The sequence below is a fragment of the Novosphingobium sp. genome (genome assembly GCF_030696665.1).
Taxonomy (GTDB): domain Bacteria; phylum Pseudomonadota; class Alphaproteobacteria; order Sphingomonadales; family Sphingomonadaceae; genus Novosphingobium.
The window spans coordinates 45,522-63,436 of sequence record NZ_JAUYRV010000028.1 but is presented as its reverse complement, the minus strand read 5'-3'; the positions used below and the strand labels follow the sequence as shown (position 1 = coordinate 63,436).

Sequence of the window (17,915 nt, the reverse complement as noted above, 5' to 3'; positions counted from 1 at the left end):
GTGAGGCAAGGTCATGAGCGCGTTTCCGCAGACGATCTATTTCATGGGTGCGAACGAACCGGTCGGGGAAGTGCCAGACCTGCGCGGGCTGAAGGTGGAAGGCGAACTTCCGCCCGAAGTGCGGGGCAGCTTCTATCGCGCCGTGCCCGATCCGGTGTTCCCGCCCAAGTTTGAAAACGACCACACCCTGTCGGGCGATGGCATGGTCAGCCGCCTGTCTTTCAATGGCGATGGCACGGCGGATTTCATCCAGAAATACGTCGAAACCGCGCGCTACAAGGCGGAAAAGGCTGCCGGAACGGCGCTGTTCGGCAAGTACCGCAACCCCTTCACCGATGACGCTGAGGTGCAGGGCACAGACCGCACCGTGGCCAACACCACGCCGGTCTGGCACGCTGGCCGGATGCTGATGGCCAAGGAAGACGGCCGCCCCTACCGCGTCGACCCCAAGACGCTGGAAACGCTCGGCTCCTATGATTTCGGCGGCGCGCTGAAGAGCGAGACGATGACCGCACACGTGCGGATCGACGCCGTCACAGGCGAGTTGTTCTTCTACGGCTACGAGGCGGATGGACAGGCTTCCACCAAGGTTGCCTATTGCGTGGTTGCGCCTGATGGCACGCTGAAGTCCGAACAGTGGTTCGACGCGCCCTATTGCGCGATGATGCACGATTTCACGATCAGCCAGAACTACGCGCTGTTCCCCATCTACCCGACGACGGCGGACCTCGATCGGCTGAAGGCAGGCGGGGAGCACTGGCACCATCAGCCGGAGCTGGACTCATGGCTCGGCGTGATGCCGCGCTATGGCGATGTATCTGAAATCAAGTGGTTCAAGGGACCGAAGGGCTGCCATTCCTACCACATGATGAACGCGTGGGAGGATGCCGATGGCATGCTCCACTTCGATGCCTGTCTCAACAGCACCAACGCCTTTGCCTTCATCCGCGAACCTTCGGGCATCTACATGCAGCCGCAGGACGTGTTCGGCGCGCTTACCCGCTGGACTGTCGATCCGAAGGCCGATGGCGGCGAGGTGGTCGAAACCATCATCGGCCCGCCCGGCGATTTCCCGGTGATCCCCGCCAAGCTGCAAGGCCGTCCCTACAAGACCGGTTTCATTCTTTCGATGAACCCTGAACTTCAAGGCCCGCCGTTGTTTGCAGGCCCCGTGGGCGTCAGCTTCAACATGCTGCTCCGGCTGGATGGCTTGGATACGCCAACGCCGCAGGTCACCAACGCACTCGCCCTGCCGCCAATGGCGGGGTTCAACGAGCCGGTCCACGTGCCCGCCGCCGATCCCGCAAAGGACGGCTGGCTGGTGTTCATCATGGACCAGCAGGTGGGCGACAACCAGTTCATCCATGAAGCATGGGTGGTCGATGCCGGAAACATCGGAGCGGGTCCGGTGGCCAAGGTCCACATCCCCACGCGCCTGCGCCCGCAAGTCCACGGCTGGTGGGTGCCGCAGGCTCAGCTGGACGCGCTGGTTTAGAACAGGGGCGCCGAGAACAGGTTTGCGCCCCCGCCCTTCGACTGACCGACAGGCCGGTCGCTCAGGATAAACTTCCGGCAAAGCCGGAAGGCGGGGGCCTCGGTGCTGTTACGAAACGCTGGCGTAAACCGACTGCGGCCCCCGCCTCTGCGGGGGCGCAGGGACTTTCAGCAGGATGAATTGACATGACCCGTATCGTCATCACCGGAGCGTCGGGCAACTATGGCCGGGGCGTGACCGACCGCCTGATCGCGCAGGGTCGCGCTGCCGACCTCATCCTGATCACGCGCAAGCCCGAGAAGCTGGCAGACCGCGCCGCGCAGGGCTGCACTGTCCGCTATGGCGATTTCGACAAGCCGGAAACCTTGGCCGCAGCCGTGCAAGGCGCGGACAGGATGCTGCTGATTTCCGGCACCCGCGTCGGCGCGCGTGTGGTGCAGCACAAGGCGGCGATTGATGCGGCGGCGGCCAATGGCGTGAAGCACATCGTCTACACCAGCTTCATCGGCATAGACGATCCTGCCAACCCAGCCGAAGTGCGGCACGATCATATCGAAACCGAAGCCCTGATGAAGGCCAGCGGCTGCGCGTGGACTTGCTTGCGCGATGCCCACTATGCCGATGCCATGATCCTGATGGCCGGCCCCGGCGTCATGCAAACCGGCAAGTGGTTCTCAAACGCAGGGCAGGGCCGCGAGGCGATGGTCTGGCGCGATGACTGCATCGAAAGCGCCGTCGCCGTGCTGACCGGCGAGGGTCACGAAAACCAGACCTACAACATCACCGGTCCCGAACTTCAGACCTTCGAGGAAGTTTCCGCGATCATGGCCGAAGTCACTGGCCGTCCGGTGGAATACGTCTCGCTGGACGACGAAGGCCAATATGCGATGTTCGACGCGATGGGCATTCCCCGCCGCCCGGTGGACGATTCCGAAGTCAACGGCATCCCGTGGAACAGCGACGACATGGTCACTTTTGGCCAAGCCATCCGTGAAGGCTTCCTCGAACTCTGCACCGATGATGTGGAGCGGCTCACTGGCCGCATGGCGCGCTCGGTCCGCCAGATGATTGAAGAGAACGCCGAAATGCTGCGGGGGGCGTGAACGTGCAACACAGCGACCATCGTGCTTCAACCTTTTAGCGGGGCTTGTCACTGCGGGGCAGAGCGCTTTTCGGTAAAGTGCGATCCGTCTTATTCGGTCCAATGCGACTGCTCGATGTGCAGGCGGCGCAATTCCATCATGTTGCGTTGTGACGAGTCTGATTTCGACATCGCATCCGGGCGGGAGATCTTGACCGAATACAGTTTCAACACCGGTGTGGCGATCCACTATTTTTGTTCGATATGTGGGTGTTACACCTTCCACCGGATGCGCAAGTTACCGGACAAGTTTGCGATAAACGCAGGCTGTATCGACAATCTCGATATGGCAGCATTGCACCCCATCTTGATCGGGGGGGCAAAGAATTGAGGTAGATAGCCCCCTCCTCTGAAGACGAGGGTGCTTCACGTTTCAGCTACGCGGCGCTGCCGTCTGATGATGACGGCGCAGCATGATCCACGGCACGTGCCGGTCGTCATAGCGCGTGCGCATGTCGCGTTGGAAGAAGGGCGGCATGTGATCGCCAACGATCAGGATGTCGGCATCGGGAAAGTCGGGCCGCATCACTTCGGCGGCCACTGCATCGGCCAGTTTCTGGTGTATCGCATAGACCCGGCACAGCATTGGCCGCTTGGCATCCCATTGCGCATCGCCGGTGCTGCAGGTTTGAGTGTGGAGGCTCTCATCCGCTGCAACCGGCAAGTGGCTATTGAGCGTTAGCCAGTAGACCAGTTGGCGCTTGCTCCCTGCCTGCCGCAGACGGTCGCCGATCAGGTGCGGAATGTCGGTATCGCACACCCCGCCAAACACGCCGCCGCATTTCGCAGCCCCCATTGCCAGCAGTTCCGGTTCGAAGATCCGCCGTTCAAAGCCCAGTTTGGGATACCAGGTCTGGCGATCAAAAAACGATCCTGAGAAGGAATGGATCGCGGTCGTATCGAACCCGGCCTTGCGGAATTGCCAGGGCAAGCAGTCCGGTTTCCCGAACGCGTAACTCTGATAATCGGACCAGACCGCGCACAATTCGCGCAGTTCGGCATTGGTGGTTGATCCGTAATAGGTGGTTGTTCCGCTCGACACGTCATAGCGCCCGGACCAGCGCCCATTGCCCCATGCCTTTTCATACAAGGCGCGGTCGTAATCGTTGTTGGGCGTCCCCAGCGATTCCACCATGATCACCACCAGATGGCGCGCAGCAATCTTTTTTGGCGAGATCTGGTTGCGCAGCACGGCGGAATCGATTGGTGCATCGGCTGGGGCCGAGGACTTGTACGAGCCGCGCGTTCCCGCAGTGGCGACCATATCGACGTTGACCAGCAGCGCGATCGGGGCAAGGGCCATCAGCTTCTGCCCCGGCAGCGCCAGCCTAGGCACGTGCGCGCCGAATTTCAGCCCCGCCAGCAGTGCGACGACGATCAGCAGCGCTGCCGCCACATATTCGGGCGACGTGCCGATGTTCAACTCGCTCAGATATACAAGTGAGGACAGCGCCTTGGTCAATTCCAGATTGAACGAACTGGCAATGAACAGCAGCGTGCTGAGCGCAAAGCATATAGCCAGCCCCACCCGCCGCACCCATACACGGTCGACCGTGCAGAACAGGATCGCCAGCAGGCCGGAAGCGAATATGCCGTGCGCAGCCGATGGGCCGCCCACCGGCCACATGGCGATGGCGCAGATATTGGGCAGGATCACCCAGAACAGTGCGAACTTTCCGGAAAACTGTCGGAAAAGTTCAAATTTCGGCTTTTCTGTGCCCATTTTGCCCGTAGCCCCACCAGATACGGGAAAAGCCTAAGGCAAATATGGTTAAGAAGTTCCTGCCCCTGCGCGCCTTGCAGCGTCAGAGGTTGGCTTGGTACAGCGCCAGCATCCGCCCCCATGCCTTCTCGGCCTGCACCTTGTCATAGACCGGTGCGTCCAGCGTGCACCAGCCGTGCTGCGCGGGATAAACCTCGATCTCCGCAGGTCGCCCTGCCGCATCGGCAGCCGCGCGGAACTTCACCTTGTCGTCTGGCGCGCGCTCATTATCGTTCTTGGCGATGGCGATAAGGTAGGCGGCCTTGGTCTTTGCCAGCAGGCTGGTCGGGCTATCGGGCGCATCGCCCACCAAACCGCCGCCGTGGAACGAGGCGGCAGCGCCTACGCGTTCCGGGTTGGCAAAGGCGGTGCGCACGGTGAAGGGGCCGCCCATGCAATAGCCGCACGAACCAATCTTCTTCTTCGTGTCGACCTCTGCCTGCATGTCGAGCCATTTCACGAAGGCGCTGGCATCCGACACGGTGCCCGCAGGCGTGATCGCGGCGATCATGGGCTTCAGCTTTTCCTGCCCCGGGGGCGTGCGCCATTCCATCAGCGAGTTGAGGATCGGGGCGGGGCTGGAACGGTAATACTGGTTCACCACCAGCACGGCATAGCCCGCTTCGGCCAGCGTTGTGCCCATCGTCTTGTAGGCATCGCGCAGGCCCGCAATGTCGGGCCACATTATAACGGCAGCGTGCTTGCCCTTGGTTGGATAGACGAAGAACGCATCGGCCTTGCCATCGGGCGTGTCGATGGAAACGGTGCGGCTTGCGGTCTTGCCGTCAGCCGCCGTGGTGGCGCAGCCGGGCAGGGCAGCAAACGCCGCAGCACCCGCGCCAACGCTGGCGAACTGGCGGCGATTGAGCCAGAGGGCATTTTCCTGTTCGGTGATTTCGTCGCACATGGGGCACTCTCCGCTTTGACCGTCCGGGCGGGACGATAGCGGGGCGGCGGATGGCTGCAAGCGCCTTGGCAGCACCCGCACCAAAGCGCGTCTTCCCTCAACCGCTCCCCCGCGCAGGCGGGGGCCTCAGGCCGTTTACGCCAACGTTCCGTAACACGCCCGAGGCCCCCGCCTGCGCGGGGGAGCGACATCGTTCAAGGTTACGTCAGGTCATCCAGCCGAATGATCTGCCCAGCCTCCGCCGCCTTCATCGCCTCACGGCGCAGCCGTTCGATGTGCAGGCGCTCGGGCGGCGCTTCTTCCTGTGGCAGTGCGGCAACCGACTTCTCATAGATCTCGCGGAAGTCATCCTGAAACTCCGGGTGGGTCAGGATCAGCCCGTCGTTGCGGGCCATGCCCCGGAACACCTTCTGCCCCACCTCATACCGGTCCATCCCGGCTTCGAACGCCCCGCCAAACTGCTCCAGTTCCGCCCGGTCGGCCGGGGCAAAGCCGCTTTCCGCAAAAGCATCGGGCCGCTTCAGCGCAGAATCCCACGCGTTGGTGCGCGTCAGCGCCGGGCAGCACAGCGAACAGCCGATGCCGTGCGGCGCAAGGTTGTACCGCAACGATTCGGTAAGGCCCCTCACTGCAAACTTGCTGGCGGTGTAGATCCCCGCCTGCGGCCCCGGCAGGAACGCCGCCATCGACGCGACATTGACGACATGGCGCAACCCGCTCGCCGCCTTGATCCGGGGCAGGAAGCTGACCAACCCGTTGACCACGCCGCCGAAGTTCACACCCATGATCCAGTCGTAATCGTCATAGCTGGCCTCGTCGCTCGGCCCGAACACGCTGACGCCTGCGTTGTTCACCAGCACATGCACCGCTCCGAAATGCGTCTCCACTTGCGCGGCCGCATCGGCAAAGGCGGCCCGGTCGGTCACGTCCAGCTTCACGAACAGCGGGGCTTCGCGCCCCTTGGCGGCGAACCATTCGGCGGTCTGCGCGCGGTGGTCTTCGTTGCGGTAGCTCAGCGCCAGCCGCAGCCCGGCATCGCTCAACGCCTGTGCCACGCCCAGACCAATGCCCGTCACGCCGCCGGTGACGAAGGCCACCTGTCCCGTCCAGCCGCCCATCATTTTTCCTCTCGCCATCGCTCTCAAGATTGTTAGTATTACATACAAATAAAACGATTGGGAGAGTCGAAATGTCAGAAGCTGGAGCTGCAACAGAGAGCCGCCTCGCCGCGCTCGAAGCGCGCGTGACCGAGTTGGAAGACCTCAACGCGATTCGCCGCCTGCAATGGGCCTATGGCTATTACATCGACTACAACCGGCCCGAGGAAGTGGCGGGCTTGTTCGCCAAAGACGGCGCGGTCGTGTTCCTGTCGGGCGAATACGTCGGCTACGAAGGCGTGATGCGGCTTTACGGCACGTGGTTCCAGAACCTGTTTACCGGCGGCAAACGCGGCCCGGTCCACGGCCTTCTGCTCGATCATTTCCAGCTGCAGGACGTCATCACCATCGCGCCCGATGGGCAGACCGCCAAGGGCCGCTTCCGTGGCATCCTTGCCGGTGGGTGGCACGACGATATCCTGAAAGACAAGCCGGAAGGCACGCCCCAGCAGTTCTGGGAAAGCGGCATGTATGAGAACGATTATGTAAAAGAGGACGGCGTCTGGAAGATCCAGCGGCTCGATTACATGATGCAGTGGCAGGCCGATTACGAAACTGGCTGGTCAAAGACCGTCGCCCACCTGCAACCTGCCGTGCAGTGCTTCCCTGAAAACCCCATCGGCCCTGATCGTCTGCTGCCGGAAACCGAAGTCCGCCAGACTTGGCCGCACCGTGCCGAAGTGCCGATGAGCTTTGCCCATCCGGTACTGGCCAAATCCTTTGCCGTGGGCGATTTTACCAAGCTGCAGAAGCAATGGCCCTGAGGCGCATCAACCGCCCCAGCGCCCGATCCGCACAAGCACTGCTGCGGCCACGCGGCGGAAGGCGTCACGGTCGCGCTGGGGCACGCCCTTGAACAGGTCTGCACCCACCCGCTCCATTGCGGGCACGGTCTGGGCAAACAGCGCCTCGCCGGCTTCGGTCAGCCGCACCGGCTTTCGCCGGCGGTTGCTGCGGTTGTGGCCCGGCTCCACCAGGCCGCGCTCGGTCAGGACGCCAATCGCGCGGCTGACGTTCATCGGCGGAACACCCATGATTTCGGACAGGTCGTGGCCGGCCAGTTCACCTTCTCCGCCCAGCGCCAGCACGATGCGCAAGTCGGTGGTGGTCAGGCCCAATGGATCGGCCACCCCTTCGCGCATCGGCGTGCCGATGAACGTGCCAAGCTTCAGGAGATCGACCAGCAGGGCGACATCGCGCTCAAAGGTCGGGGTGTCGGATGCATCCGTGATTGCGGGGTCAACGCTCATGCAGCCAGTCTATCGCCGTGTTGGCGGAGCGGGGCAAGTGTCGAAGTGTGGGAAACCTGCACCACATCAGCCTCGTTGCAACACGCGCAAATGTTAGGCTTGCAAACCATGAATTAGTATGTCTTACTAACAAACATCAGCTGGTTCCGAAGAGGACCATTCAGGAGAGGGGCTATGGCCAAATCAACACGTACCACGTCACACGTGCGCCTTCTTGCCGCAGGAAGCCTTGCGGCTCTTTCGCTCGGCACCGCCATGCCGGCCTTTGCGCAGGATGCGCAGGATGCACAGGCTGCTGACGCGCCGACCACCAACGAAATCGTCGTAACCGCACAGTTCCGCGAACAGCGTCTGCAGGACACGCCGCTGTCGATCACCGCTGTCGATGCTGCGCTGCTTGCCTCGCGCAACCAGACCGACATTTCGCAGATCGCGGCCCAAGCACCGAACGTGCAGCTGACCCAGATGGGCGGCGCATTCGGCTCTTCGATGGCAGCCTACATCCGCGGCATCGGCCAGTATGACTTCAACCCTGCGTATGAGCCGGGCGTCGGCATCTATATCGACGACGTCTACTTCGCCACGCTGACCGGTTCGGTCATGGATCTGCTCGATCTTGAGCGGGTCGAAGTGCTGCGCGGTCCGCAGGGCACGCTCACCGGGCGTAACTCCATCGGCGGCGCGATCAAGCTGTTCTCGGCCAAGCCGAACGAGGAAAGCAGCGGCACCGTTGAGGCAGTCTACGGTTCGCGCCAGCGCACCGATCTGCGCGCCACCGCCAACTTCCCGCTGGCCGAAGGGCTTTCGGCCCGCATTTCCGGCGTTTACAAGCGTCAGGAAGGCTATGTCGATCAGGTCGATTTCGGCTGCGCCAACCCGGGCAATTCGCTTGGCATCGGCGGCAATGCCACCACCCCCAAGGACTGCGTCGTCGACAAGCTGGGCGAGCGTGATTACGCGGGCCTGCGCGGATCGCTGCGCTATAACCCGAACGACACGATCGACTGGATCGTGACGGGTGACTACACCTATGAAAACCGCACAAACGCCGCTGGCGTTATCGGCGCAACCAACCCTGCGCTGACCGGTGGGGTTGATTTCACTTGTGGCAAGTTCTGCACGTATGCCGATTGGTACATGCCCGCAGGCGGCCAGGCCACGCAGGCCTATTACAGCCCGAACAACACCGAATTCGAAGGCTGGGGCGTGTCCAGCAACCTCACCGTCGGCCTGAGTGACGATTTGAGCCTGCAGGCGATCACCGCCTATCGCAAGTACACGCAGGTCTTCGGCACCGACGATGATTACACGCCTTACAGCCTGATCGGCGGCGCGGGCTTCAATGACCTCAGCTTCAAGTTCTTCAGCCAGGAACTGCGCCTGAACGGCAAGATCGGCGATATGGTCGATTGGACCATCGGCGGCTTCTACAACACGCAGACCTCGGTCTACTTCACCCGTCAGGACATCCGCTACATCGTGCCGATCGGCGTGCCGTCGCTGTTCCTGCAGTTCCAGGGTGACGATCCGATCAAGGCGAACAGCAAGGCTGCATTCGGCACCGTGTTCGTCCGCCCGGTTGAGAACATGACCATCACCGCAGGCGTCCGCTACACCGATGAGCACAAGGATTACACCTTCGTGCGCACCCAGTGGGATGGCGGCACGCTGAACGACATCTTCGGTGTCGGCGCGCTTAACGGCACAACGTCGGTCTATGATGGCAGCAAGGTCGATTGGCGTCTGTCGCTCGATTATCGCTTCAGCCCCGAAGTGCTGGCCTATGCTACTGTCAGCACCGGCTTCAAGGGCGGCGGCGTTACCGCACGTCCGTTCACCCGCAATCAGGCGATCAACGGCACGTTCGATCCTGAAACCCTCACCGCCTATGAATTCGGCCTCAAGACCGATCTTCTGGATCGTCGCCTGCGCCTGAACTTCTCGGCATTCTACAACGATTACCGGAACATCCAGCTGCCGATTGGTGACTGTTCGGTGCTTGATGGCTTTGCGCCAGGCACTGGTCCGTTCCCTTGCGCCGCCATCCAGAACGCTGGTGACGGTGAAATGTACGGTCTCGAACTGGAAATGCAGGCCAGCCCGGTCGAAGGCCTCGACATCGATGGCTCGCTCAGCTGGATTGATGGCAAGTGGAAGCGGATCGATGCGGCTGCACAGGGCGCATTGCGTATCGAAGATCCCATCACCACGCCCGCATGGCGCGCCAGCCTCGGCGTGCAGTACAAGGCGGATATGGGCACGTCAGGTTCGATCACCCCGCGCTTCGATCTGTCCTACACCGGTCGCCAGACCATCGGTCGCCTGATCAACGCCGGCGTGTTCACCGAACTGCAGTACAACCCGTCAATCACGCTCGGCAACGCGCGCCTGACGTGGAAGAACGCGGACGAGGATCTGGCCGTCTCGCTGGAAGTCCAGAACGTGTTCAACAACTACTACTTCCTGCCGCTGCGCTTCTCGGCGGTCTATTCCTTCGTCGGCACGTCATATTCCAACGTCGGCCGCCCCCGCGAATGGGCGCTCTCGGTACGCAAGACGTTCTGATTGGTTTCTCAGTCATGAGGGAACGGGGGCGGTCAGCAATGGCCGCCCCTTTTTCTGTTGGCGTAAACAATATCAAATGTTAGCGTTTGTGAGCGAGCCGAATCCGGCCGTGATCGGGAGAAACCGCTTGCTCAGCCGCGAAGCCTATGACCGCTATGTCGCCGCGTTCAACGCGAAGGACTATGATGCGGTGGCCGCTTTCTATGTCGATCCGCCGCTGATGACGTTCTTCGGCGTCGAGATCCGCTCGCGGCAGGCGCTGAAGGATTTCTACGCCTTCCTGCACGATCATGTGAACGAAAGCGTGCGCGTGCTGAACTTTGCCGCGTCTGAAACGCTCACCGCGATTGATGCGGTAGTCCGGGTTGAGGGCATCAGGCCACTCACCCGCGAAGCGCTTGATGCGCAAGGCTTGCATGGCTTCTTCCCGATTGCCGTGGGCGAAGTGCAGGAAATGCGGCAATTTATTTTCTACACGATCAACAACGGTTTGATCGAGCGCGTGGAATGCGCGCTGGCACCGATTTGAGAGGAATGACCCCGATGAACCCCCAAGGCGTGAACGTCGCCCATCCTGACCAGCTTTACATCGGTGGACGCTGGGTGCCTGCGCACTCTGGCCGGATGATTGATCTGATCTCGCCCAACACCGAACAGGTCGTGGGCCGCGTGGCCGAAGCCGACGAGGCCGATATGGACGCAGCCGTCGCCGCCGCGCGCGATGCGTTTGACAACGGCCCTTGGCCCACCACGCCGCCTGCGCAGCGCATAGCCGCCTTCCGCCGCATGGTCGCGCATCTGGAAACCCGCGTGCCGGAACTGGCCAGGGCATGGACCGCGCAGATGGGCGGCCTCGCCTCGTTCGCAGGCCCCATGCACGGCGGCAGCGTGATGGCGCTCGGCCAGATCGCGGGCTTTGCCGAACAGTTCGAATTCGTCCAGCGCCGCCCCAGCATGGCCGCCGATACCGCGCTGATCGCTTATGAGCCCGTTGGCGTTGTCGCCGCCATCGCGCCGTGGAACGGGCCGTTCGGCATCATGGCCAACAAGGTGGCCTATGCCCTGCTGACGGGCTGCACGGTCATCATGAAGCCATCGCCCGAAACGCCGCTGGAGGCCTATATCATTGCCGAAGCGGCAGAGGCAGCGGGCATTCCGCCAGGCGTATTGAACCTCGTCACCGGCCACCGTGAAGCCAGCGACCACCTCGTCTGCAATGAAGGCGTAGACAAGGTCAGCTTCACCGGCTCGACCGTTGCGGGGCGGCGCATCGCCAGCGTCTGTGGCGCGCGCATGGCCCGCTGCACCTTGGAACTTGGCGGCAAATCTGCCGCGATCATCCGAGATGATTTTCCCATCGAAGCTGCGGCCAAGATGCTGGCGGGCACCATTACCATGATGTCGGGTCAGGTCTGCGCCATGCTTAGCCGCGTCATCGTGCCGCGCCATCGGCATGATGAACTGGCCGCTGCCATCGCGGCGGAAATGCAGCAGGTGCGCATCGGCCATTCGGACGATCCTGAAACCCAGCTTGGCCCGGTGGCGATGAAGCGCCAGCTCGAACGCATTGAAATGTATATCGAAGAGGGCAAGGCCACTGCCGATCTCGTCACGGGCGGTGGGCGTCCCTCGCATCTCAATCAGGGCTATTTCATCGAACCCACCCTGTTCGCCAACGTGAAGAACGACAGCCGCATTGCGCAGGAGGAAATCTTCGGCCCGGTCCTCAGCCTGATCCCGGTGGAGGACGAGGAAGACGCGATCCGCACCGCGAACGCCAGCGATTATGGTCTCAACGGTTCGGTGCTCACGCATGACGCCGATGCTGCCTATCGCATCGCACGCCGCATTCGCACCGGCGGGTTCGGGCAGAACGGTCTGCGCATGGACTTCGGCCTGCCCTTCGGCGGGTTCAAGCAATCGGGCATCGGGCGCGAGGGCGGCCCGGAAGGCCTCTTCCCATACCTCGAAATGAAGACCATCCTGATCGACGGAATGCCGAAAAAGCTTTGATACAGGAGAGTATATGACTGGCCACATTGCGGGCAAATCCATCGTCATCACCGGCGCGGGCGGGGGCTTTGGCAGCCTTGTGGCGCGCAAGGCCGCAGCGCTTGGTGCGCACGTCACGTGTGGTGACATCGACCTTGCCGCCGCCGAAGCCGTGGTCGAATACATCACCGCAGGCGGCGGAAAGGCGCAGGCGGTGCAGGTGGATGTACGAGAACTGGGCGCGGTCAAGACGCTCGTCGCCAAAGCTTTGGCGACGTATGGCGCCGTCGATGTGATGATCAACAACGCCGGGATCATGCCGCTGGCGTTCTTCTCGGATCACGAAGCCGCCTACCCCGCGTGGGAGCGCTGTATCGACATCAACATCAAGGGCGTGTTGAACGGCATGGTCGCCGCCTATGATCCCATGATCGCGGCAGGGCGCGGGCAGATCGTCAACCTCTCGTCGATCTACGGCAATTTCCCGGTAATCGGCGCGGCGGTCTATGGCGCGTCCAAATCGGCAGTAAACTTCCTGTCGGAATCGCTGCGTGTGGAAAGCCGGGGCAAGATCAAGGTGACGACGATCAAGCCTACGGGCGTTCCCAGCACAGGCCTTTCGGGCACGGTGGTGAATCAGGCGGCGGGCATCGGCATCGTCGCGCACAATATGCCCGATTTCATGGACATGGTCGGCCAGATGGGCGCGGGAACTTTCCCCGCCGAACGGCTCGATCCCGAGGCGATGGACTATGCCAGCCTTGCGCCCGATCATATCGCCGATGCGGTGATCCACGCTATTGACCAACCGTGGGGCGTTTCGATCTCGGAAGTCACCGTGCGCGCGGCTGGGGATCACTTCGTGTTGTGAAGTGCCCACCCCCAACCCCTCCCGCCTGCGGGAGGGGAGTTGCCAGCCCATCTTTTGCCCTCCCGTAAACGGGAGGGTCGCGAGACTTGGGCTTGCGCAGCAAGCCTTAGTCGCAGCGGGGTGGGCCTTGCGGCCTACGCGCCTGCGACCAAAACCTCAGCGGATCGGGCAATCCGGCGAGAGGCGCATGTCGAGGTAGTTGTCCACCGCGCGCATCATGTCGTCCATTTCGTTTTCGAAGAAGTGGTTGGCGCGGGGCACTTCATCGTGATGGATGGTGATGTGCTTTTGCGTGCGCAGCTTGTCGACCAGCTTCTGCACGGCGTTGGGCGTGACGACCGTGTCCGCCGTGCCCTGCACGATGATGCCCGATGCGGGGCAAGGTGCCAGGAAGCTGAAATCGTACATGTTGGCCGGCGGGGCGACCGAAATGAAGCCGCGAATCTCAGGCCGGCGCATCAGCAACTGCATGCCGATCAGCGCGCCGAACGAATAACCTGCGATCCAGGTGGTGCTGGCTTCCGGGTGGATCGACTGCACCCAGTCGAGCGCTGCTGCGGCGTCGGACAGTTCACCAATGCCGTTGTCAAAGCTGCCCTGCGAACGCCCGACGCCACGGAAGTTGAACCGCAGCGTGGCAAAGCCGCGCGCGACGAAGGTTTTGTACATCGCCTGCGTGATGCGATCGTTCATCGTGCCGCCTGCCTGCGGGTGCGGATGCAGGATCATGGCGACCGGCGCGCGGGCGCGTGCGGCGGGTTGGAAACGGCCTTCGAGGCGGCCTTCTGGGCCGGGAAAAATGACTGCGGGCATTGCCTGTGCGGTAATCCTGTGGTCTGGCCGCACGGCACGGAATGCCGGGGCTGGGAATTGCGTTAATGGCTATATAGAAACGCACCGTCCGAAAGCAATCTTTCCACGCATTTCCGGGATTCGCGTTGCCACAAAATCCGATCTATCTCGATCACGCCGCCACCACGCCGCTTCTGCCCGAAGCTTTGTTGGCGATGCAGGACGGTTGGCGGATGTGGGCCAATCCATCAAGTCCTCATGCTGCTGGTCGTGCTGCAAGGGCGGCGTTGGAGAGTGCGCGGGCGCGATTGAAGGCTGCGCTTGGCTGGCAAGGCGAAGTGATCTTTACCAGCGGGGCGAGCGAGGCGCTGGCGCTGGGCATAGGCCGCGCGAAATGCGGGCAAGTGCTTGTTTCAGCGGTGGAACATGACGCGGCACTGCGGGCGGCGGGGGATGCCCAAAGGCTCGATGTGGGCGCAGATGGGCTGGTAATCCTGAACAGCACCAAGATGCACCTAGATGACACCAAGCGACCTCTAGCGGTGGTTCAGCAGGTCAATAGCGAGACCGGCGTGGTGCAGAACATCACCGAAATTTCCGAGGCCGTTCACGCGGCCGAAGGGGTGCTGCTGTGCGACGCCGCGCAAGGGGCGGGCAAGTTGGATATTCCCGCCGAGGCCGACATGGCGGTCCTCTCTGCGCACAAATTCGGCGGCCCGGTCGGCGTCGGCGCGCTGCTGGTGCGCGACTATGCGCTGCTGGGGCCGACCGGGGGGCAGGAGCGTGGCTATCGCGGCGGAACCGAGTCCTTGCCGCTGGTGCTGGGCATGGTGGCGGCGCTGGATGCGGGGAATGCGTGGCTTGAGAACGCTTCGGTGATGCGGGAAGCGCTGACCGCTCAACTGATTGAAAATGGAGCGGAAATCGTGGCCGGTGAGGCGCTGCGCATCCCGACGATTGCCGCCTATCGCATGCCCGGAAAATCGAGTGCGGCGCAGCTGATCCGCTTCGATGGCGCGGGAATCGCCGTTTCGGCGGGCAGCGCGTGCTCCTCCGGTTCCTTGAAGGCCAGCCACGTGCTGACCGCAATGGGCTATGCCCACCCCGGAGAAGTGATCCGCGTGTCGATCGGGCGGGAGACGACCGAGGCGGAGATTGCGCGGTTCGTGGCCGTGTGGAAGGAGATACGGGGTTGATATACCTCGATTATCAGGCGACGACCCCGCTCGCCCCAGAAGCGCGTGCGGCGATGTTGCCGTGGCTTGCCGGGCCGGGCGAGGCCGGATTTGCCAACCCGCACAGCCCGCACCGCTATGGCCGCGCGGCTGCTGCTGCTGTGGAAGTGGCAAGGGCGCAAGTGGCGGCGCTGCTGCCGCCGGGCGGGCGCGTGGTGTTCACTTCTGGCGCGACCGAGGCGATCAATCTGGCGCTGGTGGGGTTTGGCGCTAAGAAGCTGGCGGTTTCGGCCATCGAACATGCTGCCGTGCTGGATACTGCGCGGTTCCTCGATCCCGATGTGGCGGTGCTGCCCGTGAATGGTGAAGGGCTGGTCGATCCCGACGTGGCAGTTCCGCAAGGCACTGATCTTGTTGCGGTAATGCAAGTCAACAACGAGATCGGCACGGTGCAGCCGGTCGATACGCTTGTCCACCGCGCAAAGAATATGGGCGCGCTGTTCCTCTGCGACGCGGTGCAGGGGGCGGGGAAGATCGCTGCGCCCGAAGGGGCCGACCTGATCGCGATTTCGGCGCACAAGCTTTACGGGCCGAAAGGTATCGGCGCGCTGTGGGTGCGCAATGGCGTGCAGCTTGCGCCCTTGATCCACGGCGGCGGGCAGGAGGGCGGATTGCGGTCCGGCACGCTCAGCCCCGCGCTCTGCGCCGGGTTTGGCGCGGCAGCGGCGCTGTGCACAAGTCTGTCGAAAACGGACCGGAGCCATGTGGAAAGACTGTGGGAAAAGGCACTGGCGCTGTTTGAGGGATGGACGCTGAACGGCAGTGCCGATGCCCGCTGGCATGGCAATCTGAATTTGCGACTGCCCGGCATGGACGTGAGCAGACTGTTGTCAGAATGCCGCAACATTGCATTTTCAGCAGGTTCGGCATGCGCCAGCGGCTCTGGCAGGCCAAGCCATGTCTTGCGCGCGCTCGGACTTTCGGACAGGGATAGCAAAAGCGCCATCCGCATCGGTTTTGGACGCTATACGGGGGATGATGAACTGGAACAGGCCGCTGCGGCGATCAACGCTGCAGCACGGGCGCAGGGAGTCATTTAAGCATGGTCAGTGTCACCTTCGTCACCGCCAAAGGTGAAAAGGTTTCGGTGAAGGCCGAAGCGGGGCAGCGTTTGCTTGAGATTGGCCAGAATGTGGGGATGCCGCTGGAAGGCACCTGCGAAGGCCAGATGGCCTGCTCCACCTGCCACGTGGTGATTGCGCCGGAATGGTTTGAAAAGCTGATGCCCGCGCTGGATGACGAGGAAGACATGCTTGATCTGGCCGCCGGGGTGACCCGCACCAGCCGCCTTTCGTGCCAGATCGAACTGACCGAAGCGCTTGATGGACTGGTGGTTCACGTGCCGTCCGAGGCGCGCGATATGCAGGGGCGTTGAGCGTAAAGGCCCGGAATAGTCGGGAACCTGTCACGCGTTGAGGTTTTCCGAACAGCATGCAAGTTTCTCCCAGTGCCCCGACGCCCGCCGCCCACGCCCCGTCTGCTGCGCCCAATCCCCAACTCCTGATTGCCGAGACGAGCGGCTGGCTTGCCGAGAATTGGCTGCGTATCGCGATTGCCGTCGGCGTTGCGGCGGCGATTGTGCTGTTGCTGCTGACGGTGCAGAAACTGGCGCAGCGGCTGTGCCGTGAAGGTGAGGCGCTGGTGAGTTGGCGGACGATTTTGGGGCGTCTGGCTGCGCGCACCAAGTTCTGGTTTCTGGTCATTCTGGCGGCAAGGATCGTCGATAATTACGCCGCGGCTCCGGCGTGGCTGGACACGACGATTACGTTCCTGTTCACCATCGGCATGACGGTGCAGGCCGCGATTTGGGCGCGTGAACTGGTGCTGGGCGTGGTGGAACACCGCGCGGGCGATGCGCAACACGCCAATGGCGCGCTGACTTCGGCCATGAGCATTATCCGGGCGCTGGTGACTTTCCTTGTCTTTGCCATCGCGCTGGTGCTGATCCTTGGCAATCTGGGTGTGAACGTGGCGGGGCTGGTCGCTGGCCTTGGCATCGGCGGCATCGCCATCGGTCTGGCTGCGCAGGGCATCTTTTCCGATCTGTTTGCAGGCGTTTCGATCCTTTTCGACCGGCCTTTCAAGGTGGGCGACAACATCAGCTGGGGTGAAACCAGCGGCACTGTGGAGCAGATCGGCATGCGCACCACGCGCGTGCGGCTGTTTACGGGCGAGTTGCTGATCGTTTCGAACAAGAACCTGCTCGACAAGGAAATCCGCAACGTAACGGTGCGCCATCACATCCGCCTGAGCTTCATGCTGGGGGTGACGTATGAGACCAAGCCCGAGACGCTTGCCCGCATCCCTGCGATGTTGAAGGAGATGGGTGAGGCCGAGAATGTGAAAGTGGCCCGGGCTGGGTTTGAAGCATTTGGTGCGAGTTCGCTGGATTTTTCGTTCATTGTTGATGTGCCGGGCGCGGACTGGAACGTTGCGCATCCCACGCGCGACCGGCTGCTGGTGGCGATTATCGAGCGCTTTGTGGCTGAGGGTGTGAGCTTGGCCTATCCCACGCAGACGTCCTATACAGCGGCGCCCGATGGGACGCTGATCATGCCTTATGCTGATCCGGCTGACGATGAACCGCGCGCGCCCGCGCCGGCGGGGGCCTCTGGCGGATTGCGCTGAGGTTTCGGTTAAGGCCTGAGGCCCCCGCCTGCGCGGGGGTGCTGGTTTTGTGGAGAGGGGCGCGGCTGCGCTTTTGATGGCTTGCTCATGGCCGCTTTTTGCGGTCCGATGGGGCGAGTT

At 62.5% G+C, this 17,915-nt stretch carries 17 protein-coding genes; 12 read left to right on the top strand and 5 right to left on the bottom strand.

What is annotated here, in order from left to right; genetic code table 11:
* The first annotated feature begins 13 nt into the window (after positions 1-13).
* From Q8R81_RS06955 to Q8R81_RS18380, 3 genes are all read left to right on the top strand, one after another.
* Entirely contained in the window at positions 14-1,495 is a 1,482-nt protein-coding gene (locus Q8R81_RS06955) for a carotenoid oxygenase family protein (RefSeq protein ID WP_305616700.1), read from the top strand.
* 185 nt (positions 1,496-1,680) lie between these two features.
* Complete coding sequence (locus Q8R81_RS06950; RefSeq protein ID WP_305616699.1) at positions 1,681-2,598, top strand: SDR family oxidoreductase; 918 nt, start codon at positions 1,681-1,683, stop codon at positions 2,596-2,598.
* A gap of 21 nt (positions 2,599-2,619) precedes the next feature.
* On the top strand, positions 2,620-2,967 hold the full coding sequence (locus Q8R81_RS18380; RefSeq protein WP_371135322.1) for a GFA family protein: 348 nt from the start codon (positions 2,620-2,622) through the stop codon (positions 2,965-2,967).
* Positions 2,968-3,009: 42 nt separating this feature from the next.
* Here the strand turns inward: Q8R81_RS18380 and Q8R81_RS06945 are convergent, their stop codons facing one another.
* From Q8R81_RS06945 to Q8R81_RS06935, 3 genes are all read right to left on the bottom strand, one after another.
* Positions 3,010-4,359 (bottom strand): sulfatase-like hydrolase/transferase, encoded by a 1,350-nt coding sequence (locus Q8R81_RS06945; protein WP_305616698.1) that lies wholly within the window; start codon positions 4,357-4,359, stop codon positions 3,010-3,012.
* An 82-nt stretch (positions 4,360-4,441) separates the two neighbouring features.
* Positions 4,442-5,305 carry a dienelactone hydrolase family protein gene (locus tag Q8R81_RS06940; protein WP_305616697.1) on the bottom strand — a complete coding sequence of 288 codons (864 nt, stop codon included), beginning with the start codon at positions 5,303-5,305 and terminating at the stop codon, positions 4,442-4,444.
* A 200-nt stretch (positions 5,306-5,505) separates the two neighbouring features.
* Complete coding sequence (locus tag Q8R81_RS06935) at positions 5,506-6,423, bottom strand: SDR family oxidoreductase (protein WP_305616696.1); 918 nt, start codon at positions 6,421-6,423, stop codon at positions 5,506-5,508.
* A gap of 71 nt (positions 6,424-6,494) precedes the next feature.
* Between Q8R81_RS06935 and Q8R81_RS06930 the strand changes: the two genes are divergently transcribed.
* The gene (locus tag Q8R81_RS06930; RefSeq protein ID WP_305616695.1) at positions 6,495-7,226 is read left to right on the top strand and encodes a nuclear transport factor 2 family protein; all 732 of its coding nucleotides are present in this window, start codon (positions 6,495-6,497) and stop codon (positions 7,224-7,226) included.
* 6 nt (positions 7,227-7,232) lie between these two features.
* On the opposite strand, the gene Q8R81_RS06925 is transcribed toward Q8R81_RS06930, so the two are convergent.
* A complete protein-coding gene (locus tag Q8R81_RS06925; protein ID WP_305616694.1) occupies positions 7,233-7,712 on the bottom strand; it encodes a MarR family winged helix-turn-helix transcriptional regulator in 480 nt (159 codons plus the stop codon).
* Between the two features lie 174 nt (positions 7,713-7,886).
* Here Q8R81_RS06925 and Q8R81_RS06920 point away from each other — a divergent pair, with 174 nt between their 5' ends.
* The 4 genes from Q8R81_RS06920 (at position 7,887) to Q8R81_RS06905 (ending at position 13,140) form a co-directional block, all read left to right on the top strand.
* A complete protein-coding gene (locus Q8R81_RS06920; protein ID WP_305616693.1) occupies positions 7,887-10,277 on the top strand; it encodes a TonB-dependent receptor in 2,391 nt (796 codons plus the stop codon).
* Between the two features lie 127 nt (positions 10,278-10,404).
* Entirely contained in the window at positions 10,405-10,806 is a 402-nt protein-coding gene (locus Q8R81_RS06915; RefSeq protein ID WP_305616692.1) for a nuclear transport factor 2 family protein, read from the top strand.
* Between the two features lie 14 nt (positions 10,807-10,820).
* Positions 10,821-12,290, top strand: a complete 1,470-nt coding sequence (locus tag Q8R81_RS06910; RefSeq protein WP_305616691.1) for an aldehyde dehydrogenase — start codon at positions 10,821-10,823, stop codon at positions 12,288-12,290.
* A 13-nt stretch (positions 12,291-12,303) separates the two neighbouring features.
* Positions 12,304-13,140, top strand: coding sequence for an SDR family oxidoreductase (locus Q8R81_RS06905; RefSeq protein ID WP_305616690.1), 837 nt, complete (start codon positions 12,304-12,306; stop codon positions 13,138-13,140).
* Between the two features lie 156 nt (positions 13,141-13,296).
* On the opposite strand, the gene Q8R81_RS06900 is transcribed toward Q8R81_RS06905, so the two are convergent.
* On the bottom strand, positions 13,297-13,953 hold the full coding sequence (locus Q8R81_RS06900; RefSeq protein ID WP_371135321.1) for an alpha/beta hydrolase: 657 nt from the start codon (positions 13,951-13,953) through the stop codon (positions 13,297-13,299).
* Positions 13,954-14,078: 125 nt separating this feature from the next.
* On the opposite strand from Q8R81_RS06900, the gene Q8R81_RS06895 reads away from it, so the two are divergent.
* Genes Q8R81_RS06895 through Q8R81_RS06880 form a run of 4 tightly spaced genes read left to right on the top strand, consistent with a single transcriptional unit; the run spans position 14,079 to position 17,795 of the window.
* Positions 14,079-15,128 (top strand): cysteine desulfurase family protein, encoded by a 1,050-nt coding sequence (locus Q8R81_RS06895; RefSeq protein ID WP_305616688.1) that lies wholly within the window; start codon positions 14,079-14,081, stop codon positions 15,126-15,128.
* Positions 15,125-16,207, top strand: coding sequence for a cysteine desulfurase family protein (locus tag Q8R81_RS06890; protein ID WP_305616687.1), 1,083 nt, complete (start codon positions 15,125-15,127; stop codon positions 16,205-16,207). Before Q8R81_RS06895 ends, Q8R81_RS06890 begins: the two co-directional genes overlap by 4 nt.
* Before the next feature lie 2 nt (positions 16,208-16,209).
* The gene (locus tag Q8R81_RS06885; RefSeq protein WP_305616686.1) at positions 16,210-16,542 is read left to right on the top strand and encodes a 2Fe-2S iron-sulfur cluster-binding protein; all 333 of its coding nucleotides are present in this window, start codon (positions 16,210-16,212) and stop codon (positions 16,540-16,542) included.
* Positions 16,543-16,598: 56 nt separating this feature from the next.
* Positions 16,599-17,795 (top strand): mechanosensitive ion channel family protein, encoded by a 1,197-nt coding sequence (locus tag Q8R81_RS06880; protein WP_305616685.1) that lies wholly within the window; start codon positions 16,599-16,601, stop codon positions 17,793-17,795.
* Positions 17,796-17,915: the final 120 nt, after the last annotated feature.

Excerpts from the sequence above, each read along its gene's own strand:
- Q8R81_RS06930 (WP_305616695.1), top strand. The coding sequence starts at position 6,495 with ATGTCAGAAGCTGGAGCTGCAACAGAGAGCCGCCTCGCCGCGCTCGAA.
- Q8R81_RS06935 (WP_305616696.1), bottom strand. The coding sequence starts at position 6,423 with ATGGGCGGCTGGACGGGACAGGTGGCCTTCGTCACCGGCGGCGTGACG.
- Q8R81_RS06910 (WP_305616691.1), top strand. The coding sequence starts at position 10,821 with ATGAACCCCCAAGGCGTGAACGTCGCCCATCCTGACCAGCTTTACATC.
- Q8R81_RS06925 (WP_305616694.1), bottom strand. The coding sequence starts at position 7,712 with ATGAGCGTTGACCCCGCAATCACGGATGCATCCGACACCCCGACCTTT.
- Q8R81_RS06885 (WP_305616686.1), top strand. The coding sequence starts at position 16,210 with ATGGTCAGTGTCACCTTCGTCACCGCCAAAGGTGAAAAGGTTTCGGTG.
- Q8R81_RS06945 (WP_305616698.1), bottom strand. The coding sequence starts at position 4,359 with ATGGGCACAGAAAAGCCGAAATTTGAACTTTTCCGACAGTTTTCCGGA.
- Q8R81_RS06905 (WP_305616690.1), top strand. The coding sequence starts at position 12,304 with ATGACTGGCCACATTGCGGGCAAATCCATCGTCATCACCGGCGCGGGC.
- Q8R81_RS06955 (WP_305616700.1), top strand. The coding sequence starts at position 14 with ATGAGCGCGTTTCCGCAGACGATCTATTTCATGGGTGCGAACGAACCG.
- Q8R81_RS06900 (WP_371135321.1), bottom strand. The coding sequence starts at position 13,953 with ATGCCCGCAGTCATTTTTCCCGGCCCAGAAGGCCGCCTCGAAGGCCGT.
- Q8R81_RS06950 (WP_305616699.1), top strand. The coding sequence starts at position 1,681 with ATGACCCGTATCGTCATCACCGGAGCGTCGGGCAACTATGGCCGGGGC.
- Q8R81_RS06940 (WP_305616697.1), bottom strand. The coding sequence starts at position 5,305 with ATGTGCGACGAAATCACCGAACAGGAAAATGCCCTCTGGCTCAATCGC.
- Q8R81_RS06920 (WP_305616693.1), top strand. The coding sequence starts at position 7,887 with ATGGCCAAATCAACACGTACCACGTCACACGTGCGCCTTCTTGCCGCA.
- Q8R81_RS06880 (WP_305616685.1), top strand. The coding sequence starts at position 16,599 with ATGCAAGTTTCTCCCAGTGCCCCGACGCCCGCCGCCCACGCCCCGTCT.